Here is a 22783-nt window from a genome sequence, read left to right as displayed (position 1 = left end):
AATAGGGAACCTGGCCATTCTATGCGGGGCGCTGCGCGGCGAGTTCGGCGACGATCATGGCTGCCGCTGTCTGTCCCGCGGATGCCGCGGCGAGGACGGATGCCATGGGCCCGGGCAGCGACGCGCGATGCGCGAGGTCGCCCGCCGCCCAGATGCCGGGTGCGGACGTGCGGCCGAAGTCGTCCGTCGAGATCGCGCCGGAGGCATGGATGGTGAGGCCGAGCTCCTCCGCGAAGGGGGCGCGCTGCCGCGACGTGGCTGCCGCGACGAAGATGCCCGCGACGGTGAATTCGTCGTTCTCGGTGGTGATCCGCACACCGTCGGACGTGTGCGCGATCGCGGTCGCCGGCAGCTCGGAGAGGTGCGCACCCGTCGCGTCCAGGGCCGCATGGTCGTCAGCGGACAGCGATGCGCCTACGGGCAGCACGGTGATGCCTCCGACGATCGGTGCGAGCAGGCCGATGAGATGGGCAGCGCGCGGGCCGCCGCCGAGGATCGCGATGTTCTGGCCTGCGAACTCATGGCCGTCGCAGAACGGGCAGGTGAACGCTGTGACGGTCCACGCCTCGGCAAGACCCGGCACCGGGGGCAGATCATCCGCGATCCCCGTTGCGAGCAGCACATGCCGTGCGTGGATGTCGGAGCCGTCCGCGAGGCGCACCGCGAACTCGCCCGCGCTTCCCGTCACCTCGCTCGCGGCGATGTCGCGGATCGACACGGTCGGGTAGGCAGTGAGCTCGCGACGTGCCGCGGCGCGCAGGTCTCCGGGGTCGCGCCCGTCATTGCCGATCATGTTGTGCATGTGCCGCACCCCGGCGTTGCGGTACTCGCCGGAATCGAGCAGCACGACGCTGCGGTGCATCCGGCCGAGAGTCAAGGCAGCCTGCAGTCCTGCGGGCCCGCCACCGATCACGATCACGTCGTTCATCTCATCGTCCTCTCGTCTGCGCACCAGGCGCCCTCTTGCGGTTTCCGTCAGTCTGTGACTTCATGTCAACATGAAGTCAAGTGCGCAGGGCCTGTGGTCGGTCGGCGAGGTCGCGGGGCGCTTCGGGCTGCCGACGAACGTGCTCCGTCATTGGGAGAGCGTCGGGCTGCTGCGGCCCGCGCGCGACTCTGCCGGGCGCCGTCGCTATGGCGAGAACGACGTCGTGCGCATCGCCGTGATCCAGCGCAGCAAAGCGGCGGGAATGACACTCGAGCAGATCGTGGTGCTCCTGGACGACGGCAGCGCCGGACGGCACGCTGTGCTGCAGCAGCACCTGGACGAACTTGACCGTCGCGCGGAGGAGATCCGCCTCTCGCGCGAGATGACGGAGCACGCGCTGGGCTGCCGTGCACACGACATCGCCACCTGCCCGCGGTTCCAGGCGAGTGTCGCCGATGTCCTCGCGCGCGTCGGGGGTGCGGATCGCTAGACTCTGGCCGAAGTTTCCGTTCGTCCTCCGCACTACCTCTTCAGGAGCCACCATGGATTCGAATCTCATCAGCGAGCAGCTGCTCTCGACCACCTCCGTCGTCTGGGGTGTGATCTTCTACATCGTCTACGCCGTCACCATGTGGCGCGTGTTCTCGAAGGCGGGCTACCCGGGCATCCTCGCGCTGATCCCGATCGTCAACTGGATCTTCCTCGTGAAGATCGCCGGCATGACCGGGTGGGCGGCGCTGCTCTACCTGATCCCCATCGTCAACGTGATCTTCGCGATCGTCGTGGCGATCAAGGAAGGACGAAACTTCGGCAAGGGCGGCGTCTTCTCGTTCTTCCTGCTGTTCCTCTTCCCGTACATCGGTCACCTGATCATCGGATTCGGCAGCGCCGAGTACCGCAAGGTCTGAACCTCAGGAGAGCGGATGCCGCGGCATCCGCTCTCCCTAGACTGGGGCCATGCCCGCTGAACGTCTGCACCTGGTTCGCCACGGTGAGGTCCACAACCCGACCCGCGTCCTCTACGGGCGGCTTCCGAACTACCGGCTGAGCGATGCCGGGCGTCAGATGGCCCGTGCCGCCGCCGAGTACGTTGCGACGCTCGGACGACCGGTCACGGCGTTGCGCTGCTCGCCGCTGGAGCGGACCCAGGAATCGGCTGCACCGTTCGCCGAGCGCTTCGACCTCGAACCGGTGCTGGATGAGCGCATCATCGAGCCGACGAACGTCTTCGAGGGGCGGCAGATGAAGCGCGCCCTCATGGACCCGCGCAACTGGTGGCACCTGCGCCAGCCGTCGTTGCCGAGCTGGGGGGAGCCGTACGAGTCGATCGCGGCGCGCATGCTGGAGGCGATGGATGAGGCCTGGCACGGTGCCGAGTCCGGTGACGTCGTGTTCGTCTCGCACCAGGCGCCCATCTGGATCACGCACCTGCGGGTTGCGGGTCTCCCGCTCCGGCACGACCCGCGCACACGCCGATGCGACCTCTCCAGCGTCACCTCATTCGAGCGGGTGGGTGACGTCTGGCGTGAGGTCGCCTACGCCGCCCCCGCGGTGACCGGTGGTGCCGTCGACGTCGGGGCCGTGTGAGGTACCCCACACGGGTATGAGTCTTCCCCGGAGACGCATAGGGATGCTCCGTACAATCAAGGCCGTGTTCACCTCTCTGCGCCCGAATCGCAGCGCGGCACGATCGCGAGCTGTGCGTCTCGGTTCCTCGGTGGTCGTCGCCGCTCTCGCCGTCAGCCTCGCCGCGTGCGCGCCTGACCCCGTCGCCCAGCAGTACCTCGACGGGTCGAACAAGGGCTACATCGCGGCGAACGGCTTCCGCGTCGAAGAGGTGAAGATCGCCGAGCGCGGAGAGCCCGTCGTCTACGGGGGAGTCCTCGAGAACGGCGAGAAGTTCTCCAGCGACGAGGTCGCCGGAGATGTGGTCGTCGTGAACTTCTGGTACGCCGCCTGCGGCCCGTGCCGCGTCGAGGCCCCCGACCTGGAGGCCGTCTGGCAGGAGTTCAAAGATGACGGCGTCTCGTTCATCGGGGTGAACACGTACGACCAGGCCGACACCGCACTCTCGTTCGCGGAAGAGTACGGCATCACCTATCCGAGCCTCATCGACGTCAACACCGGCGAGGCCAAGCTGGCGTTCGCGCAGGTCACCCCGATCCAGGCGACTCCGACGACGCTCGTCCTCGACAAGCAGGGGCGCGTCGCGGCGCGCATCATCGGTCAGCTCGAAGACGCCTCCATCCTGCGCACGCTCGTCAAAGACATCCGCGCGGAGAAGGCGTGAACGTTGACGCCGTCGTCGGATTCGGCGCGCTCTGGCTCGCCGTCCCGGTCGCGATCCTCGCGGGGCTGATCTCCTTCCTCTCGCCCTGCGTGCTCCCGCTCGTCCCGGGCTATCTCGGCTTCCTCGGAGGCAGCGTCGACAGCGGCTCATCCGGATCGGCAGGGGCGAAGCCCTCGCGCGGACGCCTCGTCGGCGGGGTGCTGCTCTTCATCGCCGGCTTTACGACCGTCTTCATCGCGCTGACCATCGTCGGCGGCACAGCCGGCATGTTCTTCATCGAGTGGGGCGATCTGATCACCCGCATCCTCGGCGTCGTGATCATCCTCATGGGGCTCGTGTTCATTGGCCTCTTCGGCTTCGCCCAGCGCACGATGCGCATGAACATCTCCGGCCGCACGGGCCTGCTCGGCGCCCCGCTTCTCGGCTTCGCGCTCGGCATCGGCTGGACGCCCTGCATGGGGCCGACGCTCACGGCGATCACCGCCGTCGCCTGGAATGTCGGCGACCCGTGGCGTGCAGGCCTGCTGGGCCTCGCGTACTCGCTCGGACTCGGCATCCCGTTCCTGCTCGTGGCGATGGGCTTCGGCTGGGCGACCCGTTCGCTCGGCTTCCTGCGCCGCCACGTGCGCACGGTCAACATCATCGGAGGTGTGCTGCTGGTGCTGCTCGGCGTGCTCATGGTCAGCGGAATCTGGACCGACATCATGTCGCGACTCGGGGCGGTGATGAGCAGTGTCATCCTCCCCCTCTGAGAAGGCGTCGAAGAAGGCCGCGGCGACCGGCACGGCTGCCGATCCGCTGCGTCCCTCTGACCACATCGACAGTGACAATGACACGATCACGTCTCCGGCGCTCGGCGTCGTCGGGTGGATGCGCTGGGGCTGGCGGCAGCTGACATCGATGCGCACGGCGCTCGTACTGCTGCTCGTGCTCGCGATCGCCGCGATTCCCGGCTCGATCTTCCCGCAGCGGATGGCCGACCCGAACGGCGTCACGCAGTGGCAGAGCGAGAACCCTGATCTGTTCCCGATTCTCGACGCCATGCAGATGTTCGACGTCTACCTGTCGGCGTGGTTCTCGGCCATCTATCTGCTGCTGTTCCTCTCGCTGATCGGGTGCGTGCTGCCTCGCATCAAGCACCACTTCAAGGCGCTGCGCACGAAGCCGCCGCGCACGCCGGTGCGGCTGAGCCGCCTGGACGACTTCCGCGCTGTGTCGCGCACGGTCGTCGCCGATCAGGATGCCTCGGCGGCAGCATCCGCCGCCATCGACGGTGCCGAGGCGCAGTTGCGCTCCTCGGGCTACCGCGTCGTCCGCTACGACGACAAGCGGGGCTACTCCGTCTCCGCGGAGCGTGGCTACGCCCGCGAGACGGGCAACCTGCTCTTCCACCTCGCGCTCGTGGGAATCCTCGTGACCGTCGCGGTCGGAGGCAGCTTCGCCTACACGGGACAGCGCGTCGTCGTCGAGGGCACGAGTTTCGTGAACACGCTGCTCGACTACTCGTCGATGAACCGCGGACGCTTCGTCGCCGAGGGGGCGCTGGCCCCGTACCGGATGACCCTCGACGAGTTCGACGTCACCTACGAACCGATCGGCACGACCGCCGCAGGACAGGCCGGAAACTTCGCCGCCCACGTCACGATCGACGTTCCCGGTCAGGAACAGCGCACCGACAAGGTCGTCGTCAACTCGCCGATCACGATCGAGGGCGATCAGATCTACCTGCTCGGCAACGGCTACGCGCCGACCATCACGGTGCGCAACGCCGACGGCGATGTCATCTTCCGCGACTCCGTGCCGTTCCTCCCGCAGGACGCCGCGATGACCTCGCTCGGCGTCGTGAAGATCCCCGACGGCCTGCCTGAGCAGATCGGTCTTGTCGGGTTCTTCTACCCGACGCAGGTCGAGCTCAGCACCGGTGCCTTCACCTCTGCGTTCGGCGATCTGATCAACCCGATGCTGACCCTCAACGTCTACGAGGGCGACCTCGGCATCGACGACGGCACCCCGCGTTCGGTGTACGTGCTCGATCCCAGCGGCATGGAGCAGCTCACCGGCGGCGAGACGGGCGTCGACTCGATCGAGCTCGCACCGGGTGATACCGCCGAGCTTCCGGGCGGTCGCGGCTCGGTCACCTTCGAGAACGAGTCTCCGGCCGGCGCCGCTGACTACAGCCAGTCCGTCAAGCGCTTCGCATCGCTGCAGATCCATCACGATGCCTCGGCCATCTGGGTGCTCGGCTTCGCCGTGCTCGCGGTCGCCGGACTCCTGCTCGCGATGTTCGTGCCGCGCCGCCGCGTCTGGGTCAAGGCGACCGTCGCGGACGACACGGTGTCGTTCGAGTACGCGGCTCTGGCGCGTGGCGAGGACCCCACGCTCGCGATCGCCATCGACGACGTCGCGGCGAAGCACGGCCGTGCGCTCGACGAGAGCGGACACTATGCACCGGCACCGGACGACGAGCCCGACGCCGCAGAAAACACCGAAACACCTGCGACAACCCCGAAAGTAGACTGAAGCAATGGACCTCGACTCGCTGTCGATTCTGCTCATCTGGACCGCCATCGCGATCTACGCGGGCGCCTTCGTGGCCTTCGCCTTCGATCTGGCCGCACGCTCGCAGGCTGCGGGCGACGCACAGACGGCGGCCCAGAAGCCCGCGCTCGTCGGGGCCTCGGTGGGCGGCGGTGGCGCCGCATCCGCTCCTGCCGTCCCGGCAACCGCCGCGCCTGCCGCACCACGCCGCCGTTACGTGATGGCACGCATCGGCATGGCGCTCACGGTGCTCGGATTCCTGTTCCACCTCACCGGCACGGTCCTGCGCGGCATCGCGGCCGAGCGCGTTCCGTGGGCGAACATGTACGAGTTCGCGATGATGGGCACCCTGCTGATCATCGCCGTCTTCATCGCCGTGAACATCTGGATGGACCTGCGCTATCTGGGCACGTTCATCCTCGGCCTGATCGTCGTGCTGCTCGGTGGCGCGGCGACGAGCTTCTACGTCGAGATCGTGCCGCTCATGGACCCGCTGAAGAGTGTGTGGCTCATCATCCACGTCTTCGTGGCATCGCTCAGCACCGCCTTCTTCGGGCTCGCCTTCGCGCTGAGCGTGCTGCAGCTCATGCAGGGCCGCCGTGAGCGCCGTCTCGCCGCGGGCGAAGCGAAGATCGGCCCCGGCTTCCTTGCGACGCTTCCGGTTGCGGATCGTCTCGAGAGCCTCGCCTACCGCTTCGTGACGGTCGGATTCATCCTGTGGACCTTCACGCTCATCGCGGGCTCGATCTGGGCGCAGGAGTCGTGGGGTCGCTACTGGGGCTTCGACGTGAAGGAGACCTGGACGTTCATCATCTGGGTCGTCTACGCCGGCTACATCCACGCGCGTGCGACGCGCGGCTGGCGCGGTGCACGATCGGCCTGGCTGTCGATCATCGGATTCGCCGCCGTGATCTTCAACTTCACGATCGTCAACATGTTCTTCAAGGGTCTGCACGCCTACTCGGGACTGTAAGCCCGAGCGCTGTTGGTCAGAACGGCCAGATCGGCGTGCGCGGAGAGATCCGTGACCGCCGATCCCGCTTTTGGGGTGAGAACCGGTGACAAAGCAGGCTTCGCTGCCGGTATTCTGACCGGGATGGCGCGCGCCTCTTCATTGACGAAGGGGTCTTGACGACATCGACGTTGTTCTCGCATCACCGTCACCTACCCCGTCAAGGAGAAATCATGTCCTTCTGGACCACGATCTGGGACGCCATCTGGTGGTTCCTGACGATCTTCGTCTTCGTCGCCTACCTCATGGCGCTGTTCTCGATCATCAGCGACCTGTTCCGTGATCACAAGCTCAACGGATGGGCCAAGGCCGTCTGGATGCTGTTCCTGGTGTTCCTGCCCTTCGTCACGGCGCTCGTCTACCTGATCGCGCGTGGCCGTGGCATGGGCGAGCGCGCCCAGCAGCAGGCCGCCCAGGCGCAGGAGGCGGCGAACGAATACATCCGTTCCGTCTCGGGCGTCGCTGCCACCCCCGCCGCGGAGATCGCCCACGCGAAGCAGCTGCTCGACTCGGGTGCGATCACGGCAGAAGAGTTCGACAAGCTCAAGCAGTCGGCGCTCGCCAAAGCCTGACCTCTTACGCAGAGCCGCGCGCGCCCTTCGGGGTGTGCGCGGCTCTGTCGTCGGCCAGGGGTGTGATCAGTCGATGACGGCCGCGATGGCTTCGATCTCGACGAGCTGGTCGTCGTAGCCGAGCACGGTCACGCCCATCAATGTGCTGGGTACGTCGTGCGCTCCGAAGGCGTCGCGCACGACCTCCCACGCGGCCACGAGGTCGGTCTGACGGGTCGATGCCACGAGCACGCGCGTGCTGATGACGTCGTGGATGTCGGCTCCGGCTTCGGCGAGGGCGATGCGCATGTTCTCGAGGCATTTCGCCGCCTGCGCTGCGTAGTCGCCGATCCCCGCGGTCGACCCGTCGTCGTTGAGCGGGCACGACCCCGCGAGGAAGATCAGTCGGGCGTCCGACGGGGCTGTCGCCGCGTAAGCGTATTCAGCGACCGACGAGAGCGAGTTCGAGCGGATGAGAGTCACGGCTTTCGGCATGCGGGCTCCTGCTGCTGGTGGTGAGACCTTCATCCTGCCCCCTGCCACGAGGGCAGGGGGGGCTGAGACGGGATGGCTGGTTACGCTGCGGCGAGAACCGCCTTCGCGGAGGTCGTGCGCCGACGGACAACGGCGAGCGTCGTCGCGAGGAACGACAGCACCGCCCAGACGAGCATGCCCACGACGGCGGACCCGGCTCCGGTCTCGCCGATCAGGGCCACCGATGCGGGCGCGGTCGGCAGGAACCCGGCGATGCCTGCAAGCCACCCCGGCACGGTGGAGATGATGCCCGTGGCGACGGCGATGACGCCGATGAGTGCGGAGATCCAACGTCCGACCCCACCGAACACGGCGACGAGAGCCTGGTTGACGGCTGCGAACGCCACGCCTGCGACCATCGCGACGCCGGCGAACGTCCACCATGCGGTCGCGTCGTAGCCGGCGACGATCTGCACGATCAGTGCGACGAGCAGTCCCTGACCCGCGCCGATCGCCGCGGCCGGCAGCAGGGCGCGCCAGGCGAGCGCGGCCGAGGGGCGGCGCGAGGTGAGGGCGCTGCCGGTGACGGCGCGCATCGCGATGAAGGAGGCCAGTCCGCCGAACCACAGCACGACGGTGGCGAGCAGCGGAATCGCGGTGGGACCGAACATCGCCGCATCGCCGGAGTCGGCCGCGACCGGGGACGCGATGACGGACGCGAGGTTCGCGGCCTCACCGTCGGCGTACGACGGAAGTTCGCGACTCGCCGTGGCGAGGCCGTCGGCAAGGTCACTGGTTCCCGTGGCGAGGGTGTCGAGGCCGGTCGCGAGCGTGGCCGCGCCGGTGCTCAGCTCGGACGCTCCGCTGCTGAGCGCTCCTGCGCCCGTAGACAGTTCCCGCGCGCCGGCCGCCGACTGATCGACACCGGCCGCCAGCTGTCCGAGGCCACCCGCGAGGGCGTTCGCGGCGTCGCCTGCCGTGCGCATGGAGCTGGCGATCTGCGTGGGTGCTTCGGCGGCAAGCTGGCTCAGGCCAGAGGCGGTACCTGCTGCCGCGCCCTGAGCCGTCAGCGCGGGGCGGACCATCTCGCCTGCGGTTGTCGCAGCTGTGCCGAGACGTCCGCAGAACGTAGCCGGGATGTTGGGGTCAGCGGCGCACTCGGCCGCGAGTGCGCCGAGTTCTGTCGCGAGTCCCGGGGCAGACGCAGCAACGAGATCGGCATTCTGCTGGCTGACAGCCGCAGCGCCCAGAAGCTCCTGTGGCACGATCCCGTTCGCCACCAGCTGGTCCGCGCCGCCGATGAGTCCGGCACCGAGCTGCGCGGCGCCGTTCTGCGCGTCTCGGGTTCCGCTGGCGATCGTGTCGAGGCCGGAGGCGAGAGCTCCCGCGCCGGAACCGAGCTGTCCGGCGCCGTCGGCGAGCTTCGTGGCTCCCTCGGGGATGGCGGCGGCACCGGTCGCTGCATCCCGCGCACCGCTCGCGAGCTGACCCGCGCCGTCTGCGGCGGTGCCGATCTGGTCGCCGATCGTCGTGAAGCCGACGAGCACGTTCTCGAGCGTCGTCTCCGCGAGAGTGGTGCCCATCGTGGATGCGGCGACCGCCGCGATCTGGTTGGTGATGAGCCCGTCGGCAACGCGCCCATCGGGGGCCGTGGTGACCTTGATGGTCGCCTGCTCGGGGGTGACGTCGGCGCCGCCGACGGCCTGGCCGCCGGAGGTCGCCGCGGCGGAGAACTCCTCGGGGATCGTCACGACCGCCTGGTACGTGCCGGCGGTCAGCCCCTTCGCCGCATCCTTCTCGTTCGAGATGACCCACGTGAGGTTGGAATCCGCGTCACCGCCGTCGACGAGACCGGAGGCGAGTTGGCGGCCGAGCGGAACCATCTGCCCGTCGAGCGTGACCGGCTCGTCGAGGTTCACGATCGCCGCGGTCATCTGCTCCAGGCGCTCGGTGGGGTTCTGCAGCGCGGCCACGAGCACACCGCCGAGCGCGGCAGGCAGCAGCAGCACGCCCAGGAGCGTGAGCCAGGTCACAGGGCGGCGCGAGCGCGCCCGTTCGATCAGAGTGGTCATGCGGTCACCTCTGCGGTGTCGGAAGCGGATGAAGAGGGCGCGGAGACGGACCGGCGGCCCGTACTGGCGAGGTCGACGAGAGCGGCCTGTGACCAGCCCGCATCGACGAGGAGACTGCCGGCGCTGTCGGCGTCGGCCGCCGTGACGAGGACGGCGAGCGGGCGTCGTGCGGCCGCGTCCCGCAGCATCGCCGATGCCTGGTCGCTCTCGGTGGCGCTGAGTCGGTCGATGCCGTCGATCACGACGAGGCTGCTGCGCCCGCGGAGAGCATCGCGCAGGGCCTCAAGGGGAGCCTCGGATGCCGCCACGAGCACGCAACCCACATGCGCACGCACCCAGCTGGCACGGCCGGGGAGCAGGTGCCCTGCCACACGCAGACGTCCGCCTGCGGCAGGGATGCGTCCCGCGACCGTGAGCGCGAGCGTCGTGCGCACCGCGGCGGTGCGCCCGACGACGACCGCGGCGGCACCGGGGGCGACGCGCAGGTCGAGCTCTTCGATGATCGGAGCGTCCGCCTGCACCGACAGCGCCTCGGCGGCGATGACCGAGTCGTCTCCCGGCCACGTCTCAAGGGCGCGCTCGCGTTCGACGGCCTCCCCCTCGATGTCGACGTGCGGCAGCACCCGCTCCAGCCAGGCGGGGATGCGCCAGGCGCGATCGCCGAGAATCGCCATGAGCGCGGGGATCAGCGTCATGCGGACGAGGAAGGCATCGATGGCGATGCCCGCGGCCAGGCCGAGTGCGATCGGCTTGAGCGACGAGTCGCCCTCGGGCACGAACGCGACGAACACCGCGAACATGATGATCGCTGCTGCGGTGACGACCTTCGCCGAGCCGGAGAAGCCGGTGCGGACGGCGCGGATCGCCGCGGCGCGACGGATCGTCCTGTGCTCCGGGCTGTTGCTCGTCGCCCCGCGCAGCTCGGGATCGTGCACATAGTCCTCGCGCATCCGCGACACCAGGAACACCTGATAGTCCATGGCGAGACCGAAGAGCACACCCATGAGGACGATCGGCATGAAGCTGATGATCGGACCGGTGCGGGCCACGTGCAGGAAGTCGGCGAACCATCCCCACTCGAACACGGCGGCGACCACTCCGAAGGCGGCGACGATCGACAGCAGATATCCGGCGGCTGCGGTGATCGGCACCCAGATCGAGCGGAACACGATCGTCAGCAGCACGAGCGAGAGGCCGATGACGAAGATCCCGAACGGCAGGAGGGCGGCACCGAGCTGATCCGAGATGTCGATGGCGACGGCGGTGAAGCCGGTGACGGTGAGGTCGACGCCGAACTCCTCGAGCCACTCGTCGTGGTGTGCCCGCAGTTCCCGCACGAGGTCGGAGGTCGCGGGGTCGTCGGGAGCCGTGGTCGGGATGACCTGCACGATCCCGGTGTCCGCCGTCTCGTTGGGCGTCGACAGCGCGACCTCGGCGACGCCGGGGATCTCCTCGACGGCATCGGCGAGATCCTCCATCAGGCCGAGGGGATCGGTGGAGGTGACGATCGTTCCGGTGAGGATCAGCGGTCCGTTGAACCCGGGACCGAAGTGCTCGGCGGTGAGGTCGTATGTCTGCCGCGCTTCGGAGCCCTTCGGCAGCACGCCGGCGTTCGGCAGTGCGAGGTTGAGGTCGAGGGCAGGGATGGCGACGACGCCGAGGCCGATCACGACGGCGAGGGCCGAGACGATCGGGTGCCGTGTGACCCGCGTGACCCAGCGGGTGGATGTCGCCGGGCGGGGTTCCGCGACCTTCTTGGTCTTCTTCGGGCGTTCCTTCTTGGGACGGCCGGCGACGCGACCCTTCATGAACCCGAGCAGTGCGGGAGTCAGGGTGACGGCGATGATGACGGCGACGGCAACGGCGACGGATGCCGCGATTCCCATGGTCGTCAGGAACGGGATGCCGGCGAAGCCCAGGCCGATGAGCGCGATGAGCACGGTGACGCCGGCGAACACGACAGCCGATCCTGCGGTGCCCGTCGCGCGGGCCGTGGACTCCTCGGGGTCGACGCCGGCGCGCACCTGGTCCTGATGGCGCGAGACGATGAACAGGGCGTAGTCGATCCCCACCGCGAGGCCCAGCATGAGGGCGAGCAGCGGCGTCGTCGAGGAGATCGTGCTGACGGCGGTGGCGGCGAAGATGCCGGCCATCGAGATGCCGACGCCGAGGATCGCCGTGAGCAGGGGGAGACCTGCGACGACGAAGGAGCGGAACGTCACGACAAGCACGATCAGTGCGATGAGCAGACCGACGGCCTCAGTGAGCGTGACGCCCGGGATCGACATCGCGAAGAGGTCGCCGCCGAGCACGGCGGAGCTGCCCTCGGGCAGTTCGTCTGCGAGTTCGCGGGCGATCGCGGTGAGGGCGTCGGTCGTCTCCTCCGTGACGTCCGTGGCCTGGCCGTCGAACTGCAGACGCAGGATCGCGGCGGTGTCCTCGTCGCTCACCATCCCTGTGACCATCTCGTTGAACGGCGAGGTCGCTGCGAGCACGCCGTCGAGGTCTTCGAGATCGGCGACGGCCGCTTCGATGGGCTCGCGGTAGCCCGGATCGGTCACGCGATCGCCGTCGGCGGCGACGACGAGGATCTGCGCGCTGGTGCCGCTGACCTGCGGGAAGGTGCGCTCGAGTTGCTCGAGCCCTGCCTGCGACTCGGTTCCGGGGATGCTGAAGGAGTTGTCGAAGCTCTTGCCGAAGGCGAGAGCGCCGCCGCCGGCGATGCCGAGCAGCAGCAACCAGGCCACGAGGACGCGCCACGGGTGCCGGTAGGACCAGCGACCGAGGGAAGAAAGAAGAGTGGACACGCGATTCCTCCGGGAAGCCGAACGAGGGTGATTGTGCGGATACACAGGTGTATTCAATACACACCTGTATCGTAAGGGGGTCCGCCTCTCGCATTCTGTGTACGGGGTGTGAATGATGGAGAAGAGCCTGGGAGGCACTGATGACCGCACCGACGACTCGGAGTCGTGAGAACACACGCGCCCGTCTGCTCGACGCGGCCGCCCAGGTCTTCGCCGAGGTCGGACTCGAGGGTGCCAGCGTCGAGAACATCTGCGAGCGTGCGGGTTTCACGCGTGGCGCCTTCTACTCCAACTTCGAGTCGAAGGATGCGCTGTTCCTCGAGCTCACCTCGGTGGTGGCCGCCGCTCGACTTGAGACCATTCGCGCGCGCATCGATGCCTTCGTCGCTCGCGGCATGCTGGGCAGTGACCTGGATGCGCTCGAACTCGTGCACCAGATCATGGAGACCGGCATGGACGATCGTCTCGACGTCATGTTGATGAGCGAGATCCGCAATCATGCGTTGCGCAGTCCGCTCTTCGCGGAGGCCTACCTCGTGCAGGAGCAGAAGATGACGGCGAGCATCGAGGGCATCATCCGCGGCATCGTCGACTCCGGCGCCTTCTCACTGCGCGTGGACGTCTCCACGGCGGCGCATCTTCTCACCTCGATCTGGGAGGGGACGATGGTGCGCTGTGCCATCAGCGGCTTCGACGGGGAGAAGCTGCATCGAGCGGGCGGAGCGGCTCTCGCCGACATGGTCGAGTTGCTGCTCGCCCCGGGTCACTCGGCGGGTGCGTCGAGCGCGTCGTAGCAGCGTTCCAGCCGCCGCATCCACCATTCCCGACGCTCGTCTGATGCGGCGAGCCGGCTGAGCGCGGCCGCATCCGGAACCGCCCGATCCGCGGGTACCGTCCCGCCGCGCGGACGGAAGTCGGCGACATCGTCGGCGAACAGCGAGGCCGTGCCGAGACCGCAGTCGAACTCCAGCTCGGGAAGCGCGGCTGCCAGTGCGGCGCCCTGCGAAAGCCCGACGGCCGTGTCGAGCGCGCTGGAGACGACGACGGGGAGCCCCGCCGCGGCGATGATGTCGAGCGCGCGGCGCAGTCCGCCGAGCGGCTGCGCTTTGACGACGAGCAGATCCGCGGCGCCCGCGCGTGCCACTGCGAGAGGGTCGGCGGCTTTGCGGACGCTCTCGTCGGCGGCGATCGGAACGCCCATGTACTTCACGCGTGTGCGCACCTCGGCGAGCTCCTCCACGCTCGCGCAGGGCTGTTCGGCGTACTCCAGGTCGAAGGCCGCGAGCTCGCGGATCGCGTGTTCCGCCTCGTCGACGTTCCAGCCGCCGTTCGCGTCGATGCGGATGCGCCCCTCTGGCCCCATGGTGTCGCGCACAGCGCGTACTCGCGCGATATCGTCGGTGAGCGTCTGCCCGCGCTCGGCGACCTTGACCTTCGCCGTGCGGGTGCCGTCGAATCGCGCGATGACGGCGGCGACGTGGTCTGCGGCGACGGCAGGAACGGTCGCGTTCACGGGTACCCGATCGCGCAGGGCGCCGGGTTGCGGCGCGTAGGCGAAGTCGATCGCGGCGGCCAGCCAGACGGATGCCTCGGTGTCGTCGTACTCCACGAAGGGGGAGAACTCCGCCCAGCCTTCGGGGCCTTCGAAGAGCAGTGCCTCTCGGGTGTCGACGCCGCGGAAGCGGGTGTGCATCGGCAGAGACACGACACGGGCGGTGGCGGCGATGTCGGCGAAGGTGGGGTGCATGTGCCCATTCTGCTCCGCGCGTCACGATTCCGGGGTACGGGGGCGGCGCGGCGATGCGCGGGGTCAGCGCGAGCGCGCTCGGAGGCTGAGCGTTGACATTAGTGTGCGTCACACAGTATTGTCTCAATCATGAATGAGGTAATCGACACGCATCTTCAGGAGCTGCGCCGCGGCACGGTCGTCCTCGCGTGTCTGCAGCTGCTGCGCACGCCCGGCTACGGCTACGGTCTGCTCGAAGAACTCGCGCGGCGCGGCTTCGCGACCGACGCGAACACGCTGTACCCGCTCCTGCGTCGGCTCGAGAAGCAGGAGTACCTCACGAGCGAGTGGAACACCGACGAGGCCCGGCCTCGAAAGTTCTACCGCACCTCTGCGGCGGGTGCCGCTCTCGCGGATGTGCTGACCGCAGAGTGGGCCGCCCTCACCGCCTCCATCGCCGATCTCGGCACCGACCTCCCGGAAGAGGAGCACTGATCATGGCTGCAACGCTCACCGCGCGCTACATCGACGCGGTCACCCGCTCACTCGCCCCGAACGCGCAGGAAGATGTGCGGGTCGAGCTCGAAGCATCCATCGCCGACGCTGTCGAGGCGCGCCTCGAACAGGGTGAGAGCCCGGATGCCGCAGAGCGCGGCGTTCTCACCGAACTCGGCGACCCTGCGGCGCTCGCCGCCGGCTACGCGGAACGTCCCCTGCACCTGATCGGTCCGCGGTACTACCTGGTGTGGTGGCGCCTGCTGAAGCTGCTGCTGATCATCGTGCCAGTGAGCGTTCTGGGAGCCGTCGCTCTCGGACAGACCCTCGCGAATGCTCCGATCGGAGAGATCATCGGCACCTCGATCGGCGCTGCCGTCACCGTGGCGATGCACGTCGCGTTCTGGGTGACGTTCGTGTTCTTCCTCTTGGAGCGCACGGGCGCTGACACCGGCGTGCGCTGGAACGTCGACATGCTGCCCGAGCCGCAGGAGAACGGCACGGGGCGCTCGGAGATGATCGCCTCGCTCGTGTTCCTCGTGATCGCTGCGGGCGCGGTGATCTGGGATCACTTCCGAGGGTTCGCGTTCGTCGATGGCGTCGCGGTACCGGTGCTCAACCCCGAACTGTGGCCGGGGTGGATCACGGCGCTCTTCCTGCTCATGGGCGCCGAGGGCGCGCTCGCGATCGCCGTCTACGGCAGTCGTCGATGGACGCGTGCGTTCGCGGTGGCGAACACCGCGCTCGCCGTTCTCTTCGTCAGCTGGGGTCTCACACTTCTGGTGCGGGGCGACCTGATCAATCCGGTCTTCATCGAACTGGCCTTCACCGGGCGGGTCGACGGTGAGGTGCTGCGCATCCTGGCGGTGCTCACCGGATTCATGATCGTCGGCATCTCGGCCTGGGACGCGATCGACGGATGGCGCAAGGCGCGCCGCGCCGCTACTTCAGGGTGATGCCGGTGATGCTCACAGGGGTCTTGGGAGCCCCATCGGGGCTCCCGGACTCCGTGCCGGCCTTGGCGATCTCGGCGACCGTGTTCGTGCTGGTCTCATTGAGCTGACCGAACACGGTGTAGTTCGGCGGGAGATCGGTGGGCGCGTAGACGACGAAGAACTGCGAGCCATTGGTGTCGGGGCCCGAGTTGGCCATCGCGAGGGTGCCGGCGCCGTAGGTCTCGCTGCCGCTGAGCTCGTCCGGGAACGAGTAGCCGGGACCGCCGGTGCCAGATGCCGTCGGGTCGCCGCACTGCAGAACGTAGATTCCGCGGACAGTGAGACGGTGGCAGCTCGTGTCGTCGAAGTAGCCCTGCTCCGCGAGTGACAGGAAGCTGTTGACCGTGCAGGGCGCAGCATCCGCATCCAGTGTGACGGCGAGATCGCCGACGCTCGTGGAGACGGTCGCCGCGACTGCGCCGGAGTGCGTCGGATCCGTGTGCGGTGCATCGACCGGCTTCGCTGCTGGCCGTCCCTTGGTCTCGGGATAGCTGCACGCTCCGGAGGCAGCGACATCGTCCGACGACGGACCGAGCGACTCCGGGGAACCAGGGTTCGACGCACATCCCGTGAGGGCGAGTGCTGACGCAGCGGCCAGAGCGAGCAGGGAACGACGAAGGCCGGGAGAGGAAGTCAGACGCACGAGACCCGATCGTACGCGAGTGCGACGGTCCACTGCGGCCGTCGGCGCACGCCGGAATAGGGTAGAAGGCGTGACCAGCGACTTCGTCTCCGATCTGTTCGACCCCGCCGAGTGGGAGCTCGCTCCTGGCGCCGAGGCCTACACCGACATCACCGCGCACGTCTCCCGTGACGGCGGTGTCGCCCGCATCGCCTTCCACCGGCCCGAGGTGCGCAATGCTTTCCGCCCGCACACGGTCGATGAGCTCTACCGGGCACTGGACATCGCGCGCCAGGACCCGAAGATCGGGGTCGTGCTCCTCACGGGAAACGGGCCGAGCGCGAAAGACGGCGGCTGGGCGTTCTGCTCCGGCGGAGACCAGCGCATCCGCGGTCGCGACGGGTACAAGTACTCCGACGACGAGACGGCCGTGCACGACACGGCGCGCGCGGGGCGCCTGCACATCCTCGAGGTCCAGCGCCTCATCCGCTTCATGCCGAAGGTCGTCATCGCCGTCGTTCCCGGGTGGGCCGCCGGCGGCGGACACTCGCTGCACGTCGTCTGCGACCTGACGATCGCGAGCCGCGAGCACGGCCGCTTCAAGCAGACGGATGCCGACGTGGGCAGCTTCGACGCCGGTTACGGCTCGGCGTATTTCGCGAAGCAGATCGGCCAGAAGTTCGCCCGCGAGGTGTTCTTCCTCGCGGAGGAGTACTCTGCCCAGCGTGCCTATGAGATGGGTGCGGTGAATCGCGTCGTCGCCCATGAAGACCTCGAACGCGAGGCGATCGCGATGGCGCGGACGATCCTCACCAAGTCGCCGACGGCGATCCGGATGCTGAAGTTCGCCTTCAACGCGGTCGATGATGGCATCGTCGGCCAGCAGGTGTTCGCCGGCGAGGCCACGCGCCTTGCCTACGGCACCGACGAGGCCGTCGAGGGTCGTGATTCGTTCCTCGAGAAGCGGGCGCCCGACTGGTCGGCGTTCCCGTATCACTACTGACGCGCATGAGTGGGGCAGAGCAGGGGCGTGCAGCGCTGGCGTCGGGCGCCGTGATCGAGACGTCAGGCTCGACGGGAGTTCCCAAGCGGGTCGTGTTGAGCGCGGCAGCCCTTCGTGCGAGTGCTGAGGCGACCGCGGCGCGCATCGGCGTCGGCCAGTGGGTGCTGGCACTGCCGACCGACTACGTGGCGGGCTTGCAGGTGCTCGTACGCTCGGCGCTTGCCGGCACCGAGCCGGTGACGCTGGCGGGGTCATTCACCGCGCAGGCATTCGTGGCGGCCACGGCGGTGGCCTCTGAACGCAACCGGCGGCTGCTCACCTCGTTGGTCCCTGCGCAGGTCGCCACGCTGCTCGACGACCCCGACGGGGCGCGGGCGCTCGCCGCGTTCGACGCGGTGCTCGTGGGCGGCCAGGCGCTGCCCGATGCCGTGCGGGTCCGTGCTGCCGAGCTTGGCGCCCGCATTGTGCGCACGTACGGATCGAGCGAGACGAGCGGAGGCTGCGTCTACGACGGCGTCCCGCTCGACGGCGTGCGTGTGCGAGCGGTCGACGGGGAACTGCAGCTCGCGGGGCCGATGCTCGCCGACGGATACCTCGGCGACGACGTGCTGACCGCACGGACATTCGTCGAGGACCACGCCGGGACGCGCTGGTATCGCACCGGCGACCTCGGGGAGATCGAGAGCGGTGTCGTCAGGGTGACGGGTCGCGCCGACAACGTCATCATCTCGGGTGGCGTCAACGTGTCGCTCGACCGCGTCGAACGCGTGGTGCGCGGCATTCCCGGACTCCAACAGTCTGTGGTCGTTCCGATCGCCCACGCGCGCTGGGGGGAGGCATCCGCCATCGTCGCTCCCGTGACCGCACCGGTCGTCGACGAACTGCTCGCCGTCGCGCGCATCGCCGTTGCGGAGCAGATCGGAGCCCCCGCCCGCCCCTCGGTGCTGATCCCCGTCGCCGAGATCCCCGTCCTGGCATCAGGCAAACCCGACAGGGCGGCTCTCACGGCCCTCGCGAGAGCCGCGACGACCTGAGCATCGTCCGGGCGTGTGCCTCCCGCGGGATACATCTGCAGACGGATGCCGCACAGCGTCCGCTCCCGTAGCGTGGAGTCGTGACCCGCACGCCGATCTCGATCCAGTTCGTCTTTGAGATCTTGGGCGCTGCCATCGGCTTCGTGCTCACGGTGCCGCTCTCGCTGGCCATGGTGTCCGCTCAGACGGAGGCGGTGCTGCCGACGTGGGCGTCGCTCACCGTCCAGCTCCTCGTCGGCGCCGCGCTCTGGTTCGCGGCGGCGATCGCCCGCCTTCGTCCGGGCGTCGCGCTGAGCATCTCATGGGCGGCGGCATTCGTGCAGCTGAGCACGGCCCAGGTGCCGAGCATCGCGAACATCGCCATCTTCGCCGTGCTGTTCGCGGCCGCGGCCTGGGGCAGCAGACGCCTGGTGTGGATCGGCGGTGCATCCGCGGTGCTGGGTGGCATCATCGCCGGGGGCTACTTCGGGGTGCTGTCGAGCGGGTCGATGATCCAGGACGCCTTCACCACCGTGCGGGTGTTCACTGTCGGCGGCATCTTCATGATCACCGGGGTCTTCGGACTGCTGCTGTGCTGGGGGGCGGGTCTGCTCTGGCGCCTGGTGCTGCAGTCACGTCGCAATCGGGAGGCCCAGGTTCGCGCGGAGGCCGTGGCGATCGCAGAGCAGGAGCGCGTGCGGATCGCACGAGACATGCATGACGTCGTCGCACATTCGCTGGCGGTCGTGATCGCGCAGGCTGACGGCGCTCGGTATGCGGCAGCGACCGATCCGGAGGCTGCGACGACCGCACTCGCCACGATCGCGCAGACGTCACGCGCCGCACTGTCGGATGTGCGGATGCTGCTGACGCAGCTGCGTCATCAGCAGGGGGAGGGGCCGCAGCCGACGCTCGCCGATCTCGAGCAGCTCTTCGCGCAGGTGCGCAACGCAGGCATGGAACCCCGGGTGACGATCGATCCGCTGCCGCCGGGGGAGCCGCCCGCGAGCATCCAGCTCGCCGTCTACCGCATCCTGCAGGAGGCACTCACGAACGCCATCCGACATGGGAGCGGCGACGTCGACGTGACGATCTCGTGGATGCCCCACCATGTCGACCTTCACGTCCGAAACTCGACGGCGACCGAATCCGCCACGCCGGCGGTCGGCGGACACGGCCTCATCGGCATGCGAGAGCGTGCGCAGCTCGTCGGCGGTAACCTTTCCACGGAGCAGGTGCACGGAGAATTCCACGTGCGCGCGCGGCTCCCGATCGGAGGAGCCGCATGATCCGCGTCGTACTCGTCGACGACCAGTCCCTGTTTCGGGCCGGGGTGCGCATGCTCGTCGCGTCGCAGCCCGATCTCGAAGTCGTCGGTGAGGCCGGTGACGGGCGCGAAGCCGTCGAGGTCGTGCGCGCGACGGCCCCCGACGTCGTCATGATGGACATCCGCATGCCCGTCATGGACGGCATCGCGGCGACCGCGGAGATCCTCGCGCAGCCCGACCCTCCGAAGGTCGTCATGCTCACCACCTTCGACCTCGATGAGGCCGCGGCGCGCGCCATCCGTCAGGGGGCGAGTGGTTTCCTCCTGAAGGATGCCGAGCCGGAGTCGCTGCTCTCGGCGATCCGCACCGTTCATCAGGGATCGGCGGTGTTCGCGGCGGCGGCGACCCGCGACCTCTTCGCGCACTTCGCGGATGCCCAGCCCACCGCGGTGCCCGAGGAGTTCGAACTTCTCACCGACCGCGAGAAGGAGATCTTCGCCCTCGCGGCCCGTGGACTGTCCAACTCCGAGATCGCGGCGCGCGAGTTCCTCTCCGAGGCCACCGTGAAGACGCACATCAGTCGCATCCTCGCCAAGCTGGCGCTGCGCGACCGGGTACAGCTCGTCGTCTTCGCTTTCGAGCACGGCCTCGTGTGACCGCCGGGCGTCTTCCGGAACCGCATGCATGCGAGGGTGCACGCGGGATCATCCCCGCGATGTAGCCGGATGAATCGGCGGACGGATGTGCCGTTTCGGGCTCTCTTCGTAGCGTCGAAGGCATGGAGATCACGACCACAGACCTCGGCCTCGCCGCCCGCGTCCAGCACCTGTCCAAGACCTACGGCACCGGCGAGAACGCGGTGCGCGCCCTCGATGACGTCAGCGTCGGTATCCGTCGCGGACAGTTCACCGCCATCATGGGCCCCTCCGGTTCCGGCAAGTCGACCCTGATGCACATCATGGCCGGGCTCGATCAGCCCACCGGCGGTCGCGCATGGATCGGCGACACCGAGATCACGGGCCTCGGCGACCTCGACCTGACGATTCTGCGGCGCCGCCGCGTCGGCTTCATCTTCCAGGCCTTCAACCTCGTGCCGACGCTCGATGTGCTCGGCAACATCCTGCTGCCGTTCGACCTCGACGGACGCCGCCCCTCGGCGATGGAGCGTGCGCGCATCGACGGGCTGGTCGAGTCGCTCGGGCTCGGCCCGCGTCTGCGGCACCGGCCGCACGAGCTCTCCGGCGGTCAGCAGCAGCGTGTTGCGATCGCCCGGGCGCTCGCCGGCGCTCCCGACCTGATCTTCGCCGACGAGCCGACCGGAAACCTCGACTCGCGGACAGGACGCGAAGTCCTCGCGCTGCTCGCCGCGGCCTGCCGCGAGCACGGACAGTCCATCGCGATGGTCACGCACGATCCGATCGCCGCCAGCCATGCCGACCGGGTGCTCTTCCTCGGCGACGGACGCCTCGTGGCGGACCACCCTCGCCAGAGCCCCGAGCAGATCTCGGCCTACATGCTCGCCGCGGAGGTGGCGGCATGAGCGGCACACTGATGGAGACGCCGCTGCCGACGTCGCGTCTTGCGTGGCTGCGTGAGCGCGGCATGGGCGCGAGTGTGCTGGTGGCGACGCTGTCTGCGGCGTTCGGCGTGACGCTCGTGGAGACCACGGTGTTCATCGGAGCCGTGCTGAAAGCGGATCCGCTCATCGGCGACAGCGGCACGCTGGCCGTGGTCGTCGCGATCCTGTCCGTGCTGCTCACCGCGGTCGCGATGTACGTCGCCGCGATCGTCACGGCCAACACGTTCTCGACGATCGTCGCCGGACGCACACGGCAGATCGCACTCCTGCGTCTGATCGGAGCGACGGCGCGTTCGCAGCGCCTGCAGGTCGGACAGCAGGGGCTCACCGTGGGTGTGCTGGGCGCCACGGCCGGCCTGCTCATCGGTCTGGGGTTGTCGGCCGCGGGTGTCGCGATCAGCGGGCCGTTCATCGCGAATCCCCCGGTCGGGTTCACGCTCGCGCAGCCGCTCATCATCGTCCCGGTGGTGGGCGTCGCCCTGACGACCTGGCTCGCATCCTGGGTGGGCTCCCGCCGCGTGCTGACGGTCACTCCGCTGCAGGCGCTGGGTGGCTCGGTCGAGCTCAGCCGCGAGGAGGTCGCGGCGGGCCGCGGACGCCATGCCGTCGCGGGAGTCCTCCTCGGCCTGGGAACGCTGCTGCTCGCCGCCGGCGTCGTGCTCGGCCTGATGTCGCCCCTCGGCGTCGTCGTCGCATTCGTCGGCGGGCTCTTCTCCTTCACCGGACTGACGCTGGGTGCGTCGCTCGTGATGCCACCCGTGCTTCGTGCCGTCGGGCGCATGTTCGGCTCGAGCGCGACCGCACGGCTCGCCGCGGAGAACGCGATGCGCTTCTCCGAGCGCTCGAGCCGGATGGCGATCGGTGTCGTCATGGGGGTCACGCTCGTGACCATGTTCGCCGTCGCTCTCGAGTCGGCGAAGCACATGATGATGCGTCAGCTCGACGGGGAGGTCCCCGCGGAGGTGTTCGCACCCTTCGACGCCTTCGGCGCGATCATGATGGTGCTGGTGGCGGTATGCGCCGTCATCGCCGCGGTGGGACTCGTCAATCTGCTCACCATCGGCGTCGTGATGCGACGGCGGGAGCTGGGGCTGCTGCGCGCGATCGGTCTCACCGGTGGCCAGGTGCGGGCCATGGTGCTCTTCGAAGCTGCCCACATCACGATCGCCGCGACGTTGACCGGGCTGGTGCTGGGCGTCGTCTACGGGTGGGTCGGCGCGCAGTCTCTTCTGGGCTCGGTGCCAACGCTCCCCAACATGGAGCCTGCGGGTTTCGTGGCCCCCTACGTGCCCTGGCTGCCGATGGTCATCATCGTCCTCGCGACCGCGGCGCTGACTCTGGTGGCGGCGGCGACGCCGACGCGTCTCGCGACGCGGGTCACGCCGGTCGAGGCGCTCGCCGCGGAGTAGC

The 22783-nt window shown here is 68.7% G+C and carries 23 protein-coding genes; 17 read left to right on the top strand and 6 right to left on the bottom strand.

The window, feature by feature from the left end; genetic code table 11:
• Positions 1–19 precede the first annotated feature (19 nt).
• Positions 20–928, bottom strand: coding sequence for an NAD(P)/FAD-dependent oxidoreductase (locus tag JOD62_RS04150; protein ID WP_204938065.1), 909 nt, complete (start codon positions 926–928; stop codon positions 20–22).
• A 70-nt stretch (positions 929–998) separates the two neighbouring features.
• Between JOD62_RS04150 and JOD62_RS04145 the strand changes: the two genes are divergently transcribed.
• From JOD62_RS04145 to JOD62_RS04110, 8 genes are all read left to right on the top strand, one after another.
• Positions 999–1418, top strand: a complete 420-nt coding sequence (locus tag JOD62_RS04145; RefSeq protein WP_204938064.1) for a MerR family transcriptional regulator — start codon at positions 999–1001, stop codon at positions 1416–1418.
• Between the two features lie 52 nt (positions 1419–1470).
• Positions 1471–1836 (top strand): DUF5684 domain-containing protein, encoded by a 366-nt coding sequence (locus tag JOD62_RS04140; RefSeq protein WP_204938063.1) that lies wholly within the window; start codon positions 1471–1473, stop codon positions 1834–1836.
• A gap of 49 nt (positions 1837–1885) precedes the next feature.
• Positions 1886–2515 (top strand): histidine phosphatase family protein, encoded by a 630-nt coding sequence (locus JOD62_RS04135; RefSeq protein ID WP_204938062.1) that lies wholly within the window; start codon positions 1886–1888, stop codon positions 2513–2515.
• Positions 2516–2579: 64 nt separating this feature from the next.
• Positions 2580–3218: a TlpA family protein disulfide reductase gene (locus tag JOD62_RS04130; RefSeq protein ID WP_271171442.1), complete on the top strand. Its 639-nt coding sequence runs from the start codon at positions 2580–2582 to the stop codon at positions 3216–3218.
• Entirely contained in the window at positions 3215–3970 is a 756-nt protein-coding gene (locus JOD62_RS04125) for a cytochrome c biogenesis CcdA family protein (RefSeq protein ID WP_204938059.1), read from the top strand. Before JOD62_RS04130 ends, JOD62_RS04125 begins: the two co-directional genes overlap by 4 nt.
• Positions 3951–5738, top strand: coding sequence for a cytochrome c biogenesis protein ResB (resB, locus tag JOD62_RS04120; protein WP_271171441.1), 1788 nt, complete (start codon positions 3951–3953; stop codon positions 5736–5738). Before JOD62_RS04125 ends, resB begins: the two co-directional genes overlap by 20 nt.
• A gap of 4 nt (positions 5739–5742) precedes the next feature.
• Positions 5743–6729 (top strand): c-type cytochrome biogenesis protein CcsB, encoded by a 987-nt coding sequence (ccsB, locus tag JOD62_RS04115; RefSeq protein ID WP_204938058.1) that lies wholly within the window; start codon positions 5743–5745, stop codon positions 6727–6729.
• A 212-nt stretch (positions 6730–6941) separates the two neighbouring features.
• Entirely contained in the window at positions 6942–7340 is a 399-nt protein-coding gene (locus tag JOD62_RS04110) for an SHOCT domain-containing protein (protein WP_204938057.1), read from the top strand.
• 66 nt (positions 7341–7406) lie between these two features.
• Here the strand turns inward: JOD62_RS04110 and JOD62_RS04105 are convergent, their stop codons facing one another.
• The 3 genes from JOD62_RS04105 to JOD62_RS04095 form a co-directional block, all read right to left on the bottom strand.
• Complete coding sequence (locus tag JOD62_RS04105) at positions 7407–7814, bottom strand: RidA family protein (protein ID WP_204938055.1); 408 nt, start codon at positions 7812–7814, stop codon at positions 7407–7409.
• Between the two features lie 80 nt (positions 7815–7894).
• Positions 7895–9865 carry a YhgE/Pip domain-containing protein gene (locus JOD62_RS04100; protein WP_204938054.1) on the bottom strand — a complete coding sequence of 657 codons (1971 nt, stop codon included), beginning with the start codon at positions 9863–9865 and terminating at the stop codon, positions 7895–7897.
• A complete protein-coding gene (locus tag JOD62_RS04095) occupies positions 9862–12672 on the bottom strand; it encodes an MMPL family transporter (protein WP_204938052.1) in 2811 nt (936 codons plus the stop codon). Before JOD62_RS04095 ends, JOD62_RS04100 begins: the two co-directional genes overlap by 4 nt.
• Before the next feature lie 140 nt (positions 12673–12812).
• On the opposite strand from JOD62_RS04095, the gene JOD62_RS04090 reads away from it, so the two are divergent.
• Positions 12813–13466, top strand: coding sequence for a TetR/AcrR family transcriptional regulator (locus JOD62_RS04090; protein ID WP_204938050.1), 654 nt, complete (start codon positions 12813–12815; stop codon positions 13464–13466).
• Here JOD62_RS04090 and JOD62_RS04085 read toward each other — a convergent pair.
• On the bottom strand, positions 13436–14419 hold the full coding sequence (locus tag JOD62_RS04085) for an o-succinylbenzoate synthase (protein WP_204938048.1): 984 nt from the start codon (positions 14417–14419) through the stop codon (positions 13436–13438). The two genes, JOD62_RS04090 and JOD62_RS04085, sit on opposite strands and share 31 nt — an antisense overlap.
• Positions 14420–14548: 129 nt before the next feature.
• Between JOD62_RS04085 and JOD62_RS04080 the strand changes: the two genes are divergently transcribed.
• Positions 14549–14893 (top strand): PadR family transcriptional regulator, encoded by a 345-nt coding sequence (locus tag JOD62_RS04080; RefSeq protein WP_204938047.1) that lies wholly within the window; start codon positions 14549–14551, stop codon positions 14891–14893.
• Between the two features lie 2 nt (positions 14894–14895).
• Positions 14896–15849: a permease prefix domain 1-containing protein gene (locus JOD62_RS04075; protein WP_204938045.1), complete on the top strand. Its 954-nt coding sequence runs from the start codon at positions 14896–14898 to the stop codon at positions 15847–15849.
• Here JOD62_RS04075 and JOD62_RS04070 read toward each other — a convergent pair.
• Positions 15836–16531 carry a peptidylprolyl isomerase gene (locus JOD62_RS04070; protein WP_271171440.1) on the bottom strand — a complete coding sequence of 232 codons (696 nt, stop codon included), beginning with the start codon at positions 16529–16531 and terminating at the stop codon, positions 15836–15838. The two genes, JOD62_RS04075 and JOD62_RS04070, sit on opposite strands and share 14 nt — an antisense overlap.
• Positions 16532–16601: 70 nt before the next feature.
• Between JOD62_RS04070 and JOD62_RS04065 the strand changes: the two genes are divergently transcribed.
• The 6 genes from JOD62_RS04065 to JOD62_RS04040 all read left to right on the top strand — a co-directional run bounded on the left by JOD62_RS04065 (position 16602) and on the right by JOD62_RS04040 (position 22782).
• Positions 16602–17513 (top strand): 1,4-dihydroxy-2-naphthoyl-CoA synthase, encoded by a 912-nt coding sequence (locus JOD62_RS04065; RefSeq protein WP_204938044.1) that lies wholly within the window; start codon positions 16602–16604, stop codon positions 17511–17513.
• A gap of 5 nt (positions 17514–17518) precedes the next feature.
• Positions 17519–18547 (top strand): AMP-binding protein, encoded by a 1029-nt coding sequence (locus tag JOD62_RS04060; protein ID WP_204938043.1) that lies wholly within the window; start codon positions 17519–17521, stop codon positions 18545–18547.
• A gap of 80 nt (positions 18548–18627) precedes the next feature.
• On the top strand, positions 18628–19815 hold the full coding sequence (locus tag JOD62_RS04055) for a sensor histidine kinase (RefSeq protein WP_271171439.1): 1188 nt from the start codon (positions 18628–18630) through the stop codon (positions 19813–19815).
• Positions 19812–20450, top strand: a complete 639-nt coding sequence (locus tag JOD62_RS04050) for a response regulator (protein WP_204938041.1) — start codon at positions 19812–19814, stop codon at positions 20448–20450. Before JOD62_RS04055 ends, JOD62_RS04050 begins: the two co-directional genes overlap by 4 nt.
• Positions 20451–20572: 122 nt before the next feature.
• Positions 20573–21334 (top strand): ABC transporter ATP-binding protein, encoded by a 762-nt coding sequence (locus JOD62_RS04045; RefSeq protein WP_204938040.1) that lies wholly within the window; start codon positions 20573–20575, stop codon positions 21332–21334.
• Positions 21331–22782: an ABC transporter permease gene (locus JOD62_RS04040; protein WP_239526543.1), complete on the top strand. Its 1452-nt coding sequence runs from the start codon at positions 21331–21333 to the stop codon at positions 22780–22782. Before JOD62_RS04045 ends, JOD62_RS04040 begins: the two co-directional genes overlap by 4 nt.
• Position 22783 lies beyond the last annotated feature (1 nt).

Source organism: Microbacterium keratanolyticum, assembly GCF_016907255.1.
GTDB classification, from domain to species: Bacteria; Actinomycetota; Actinomycetes; order Actinomycetales; family Microbacteriaceae; genus Microbacterium; species Microbacterium keratanolyticum.
This window is presented reverse-complemented; position numbering and strand designations above follow the sequence as displayed.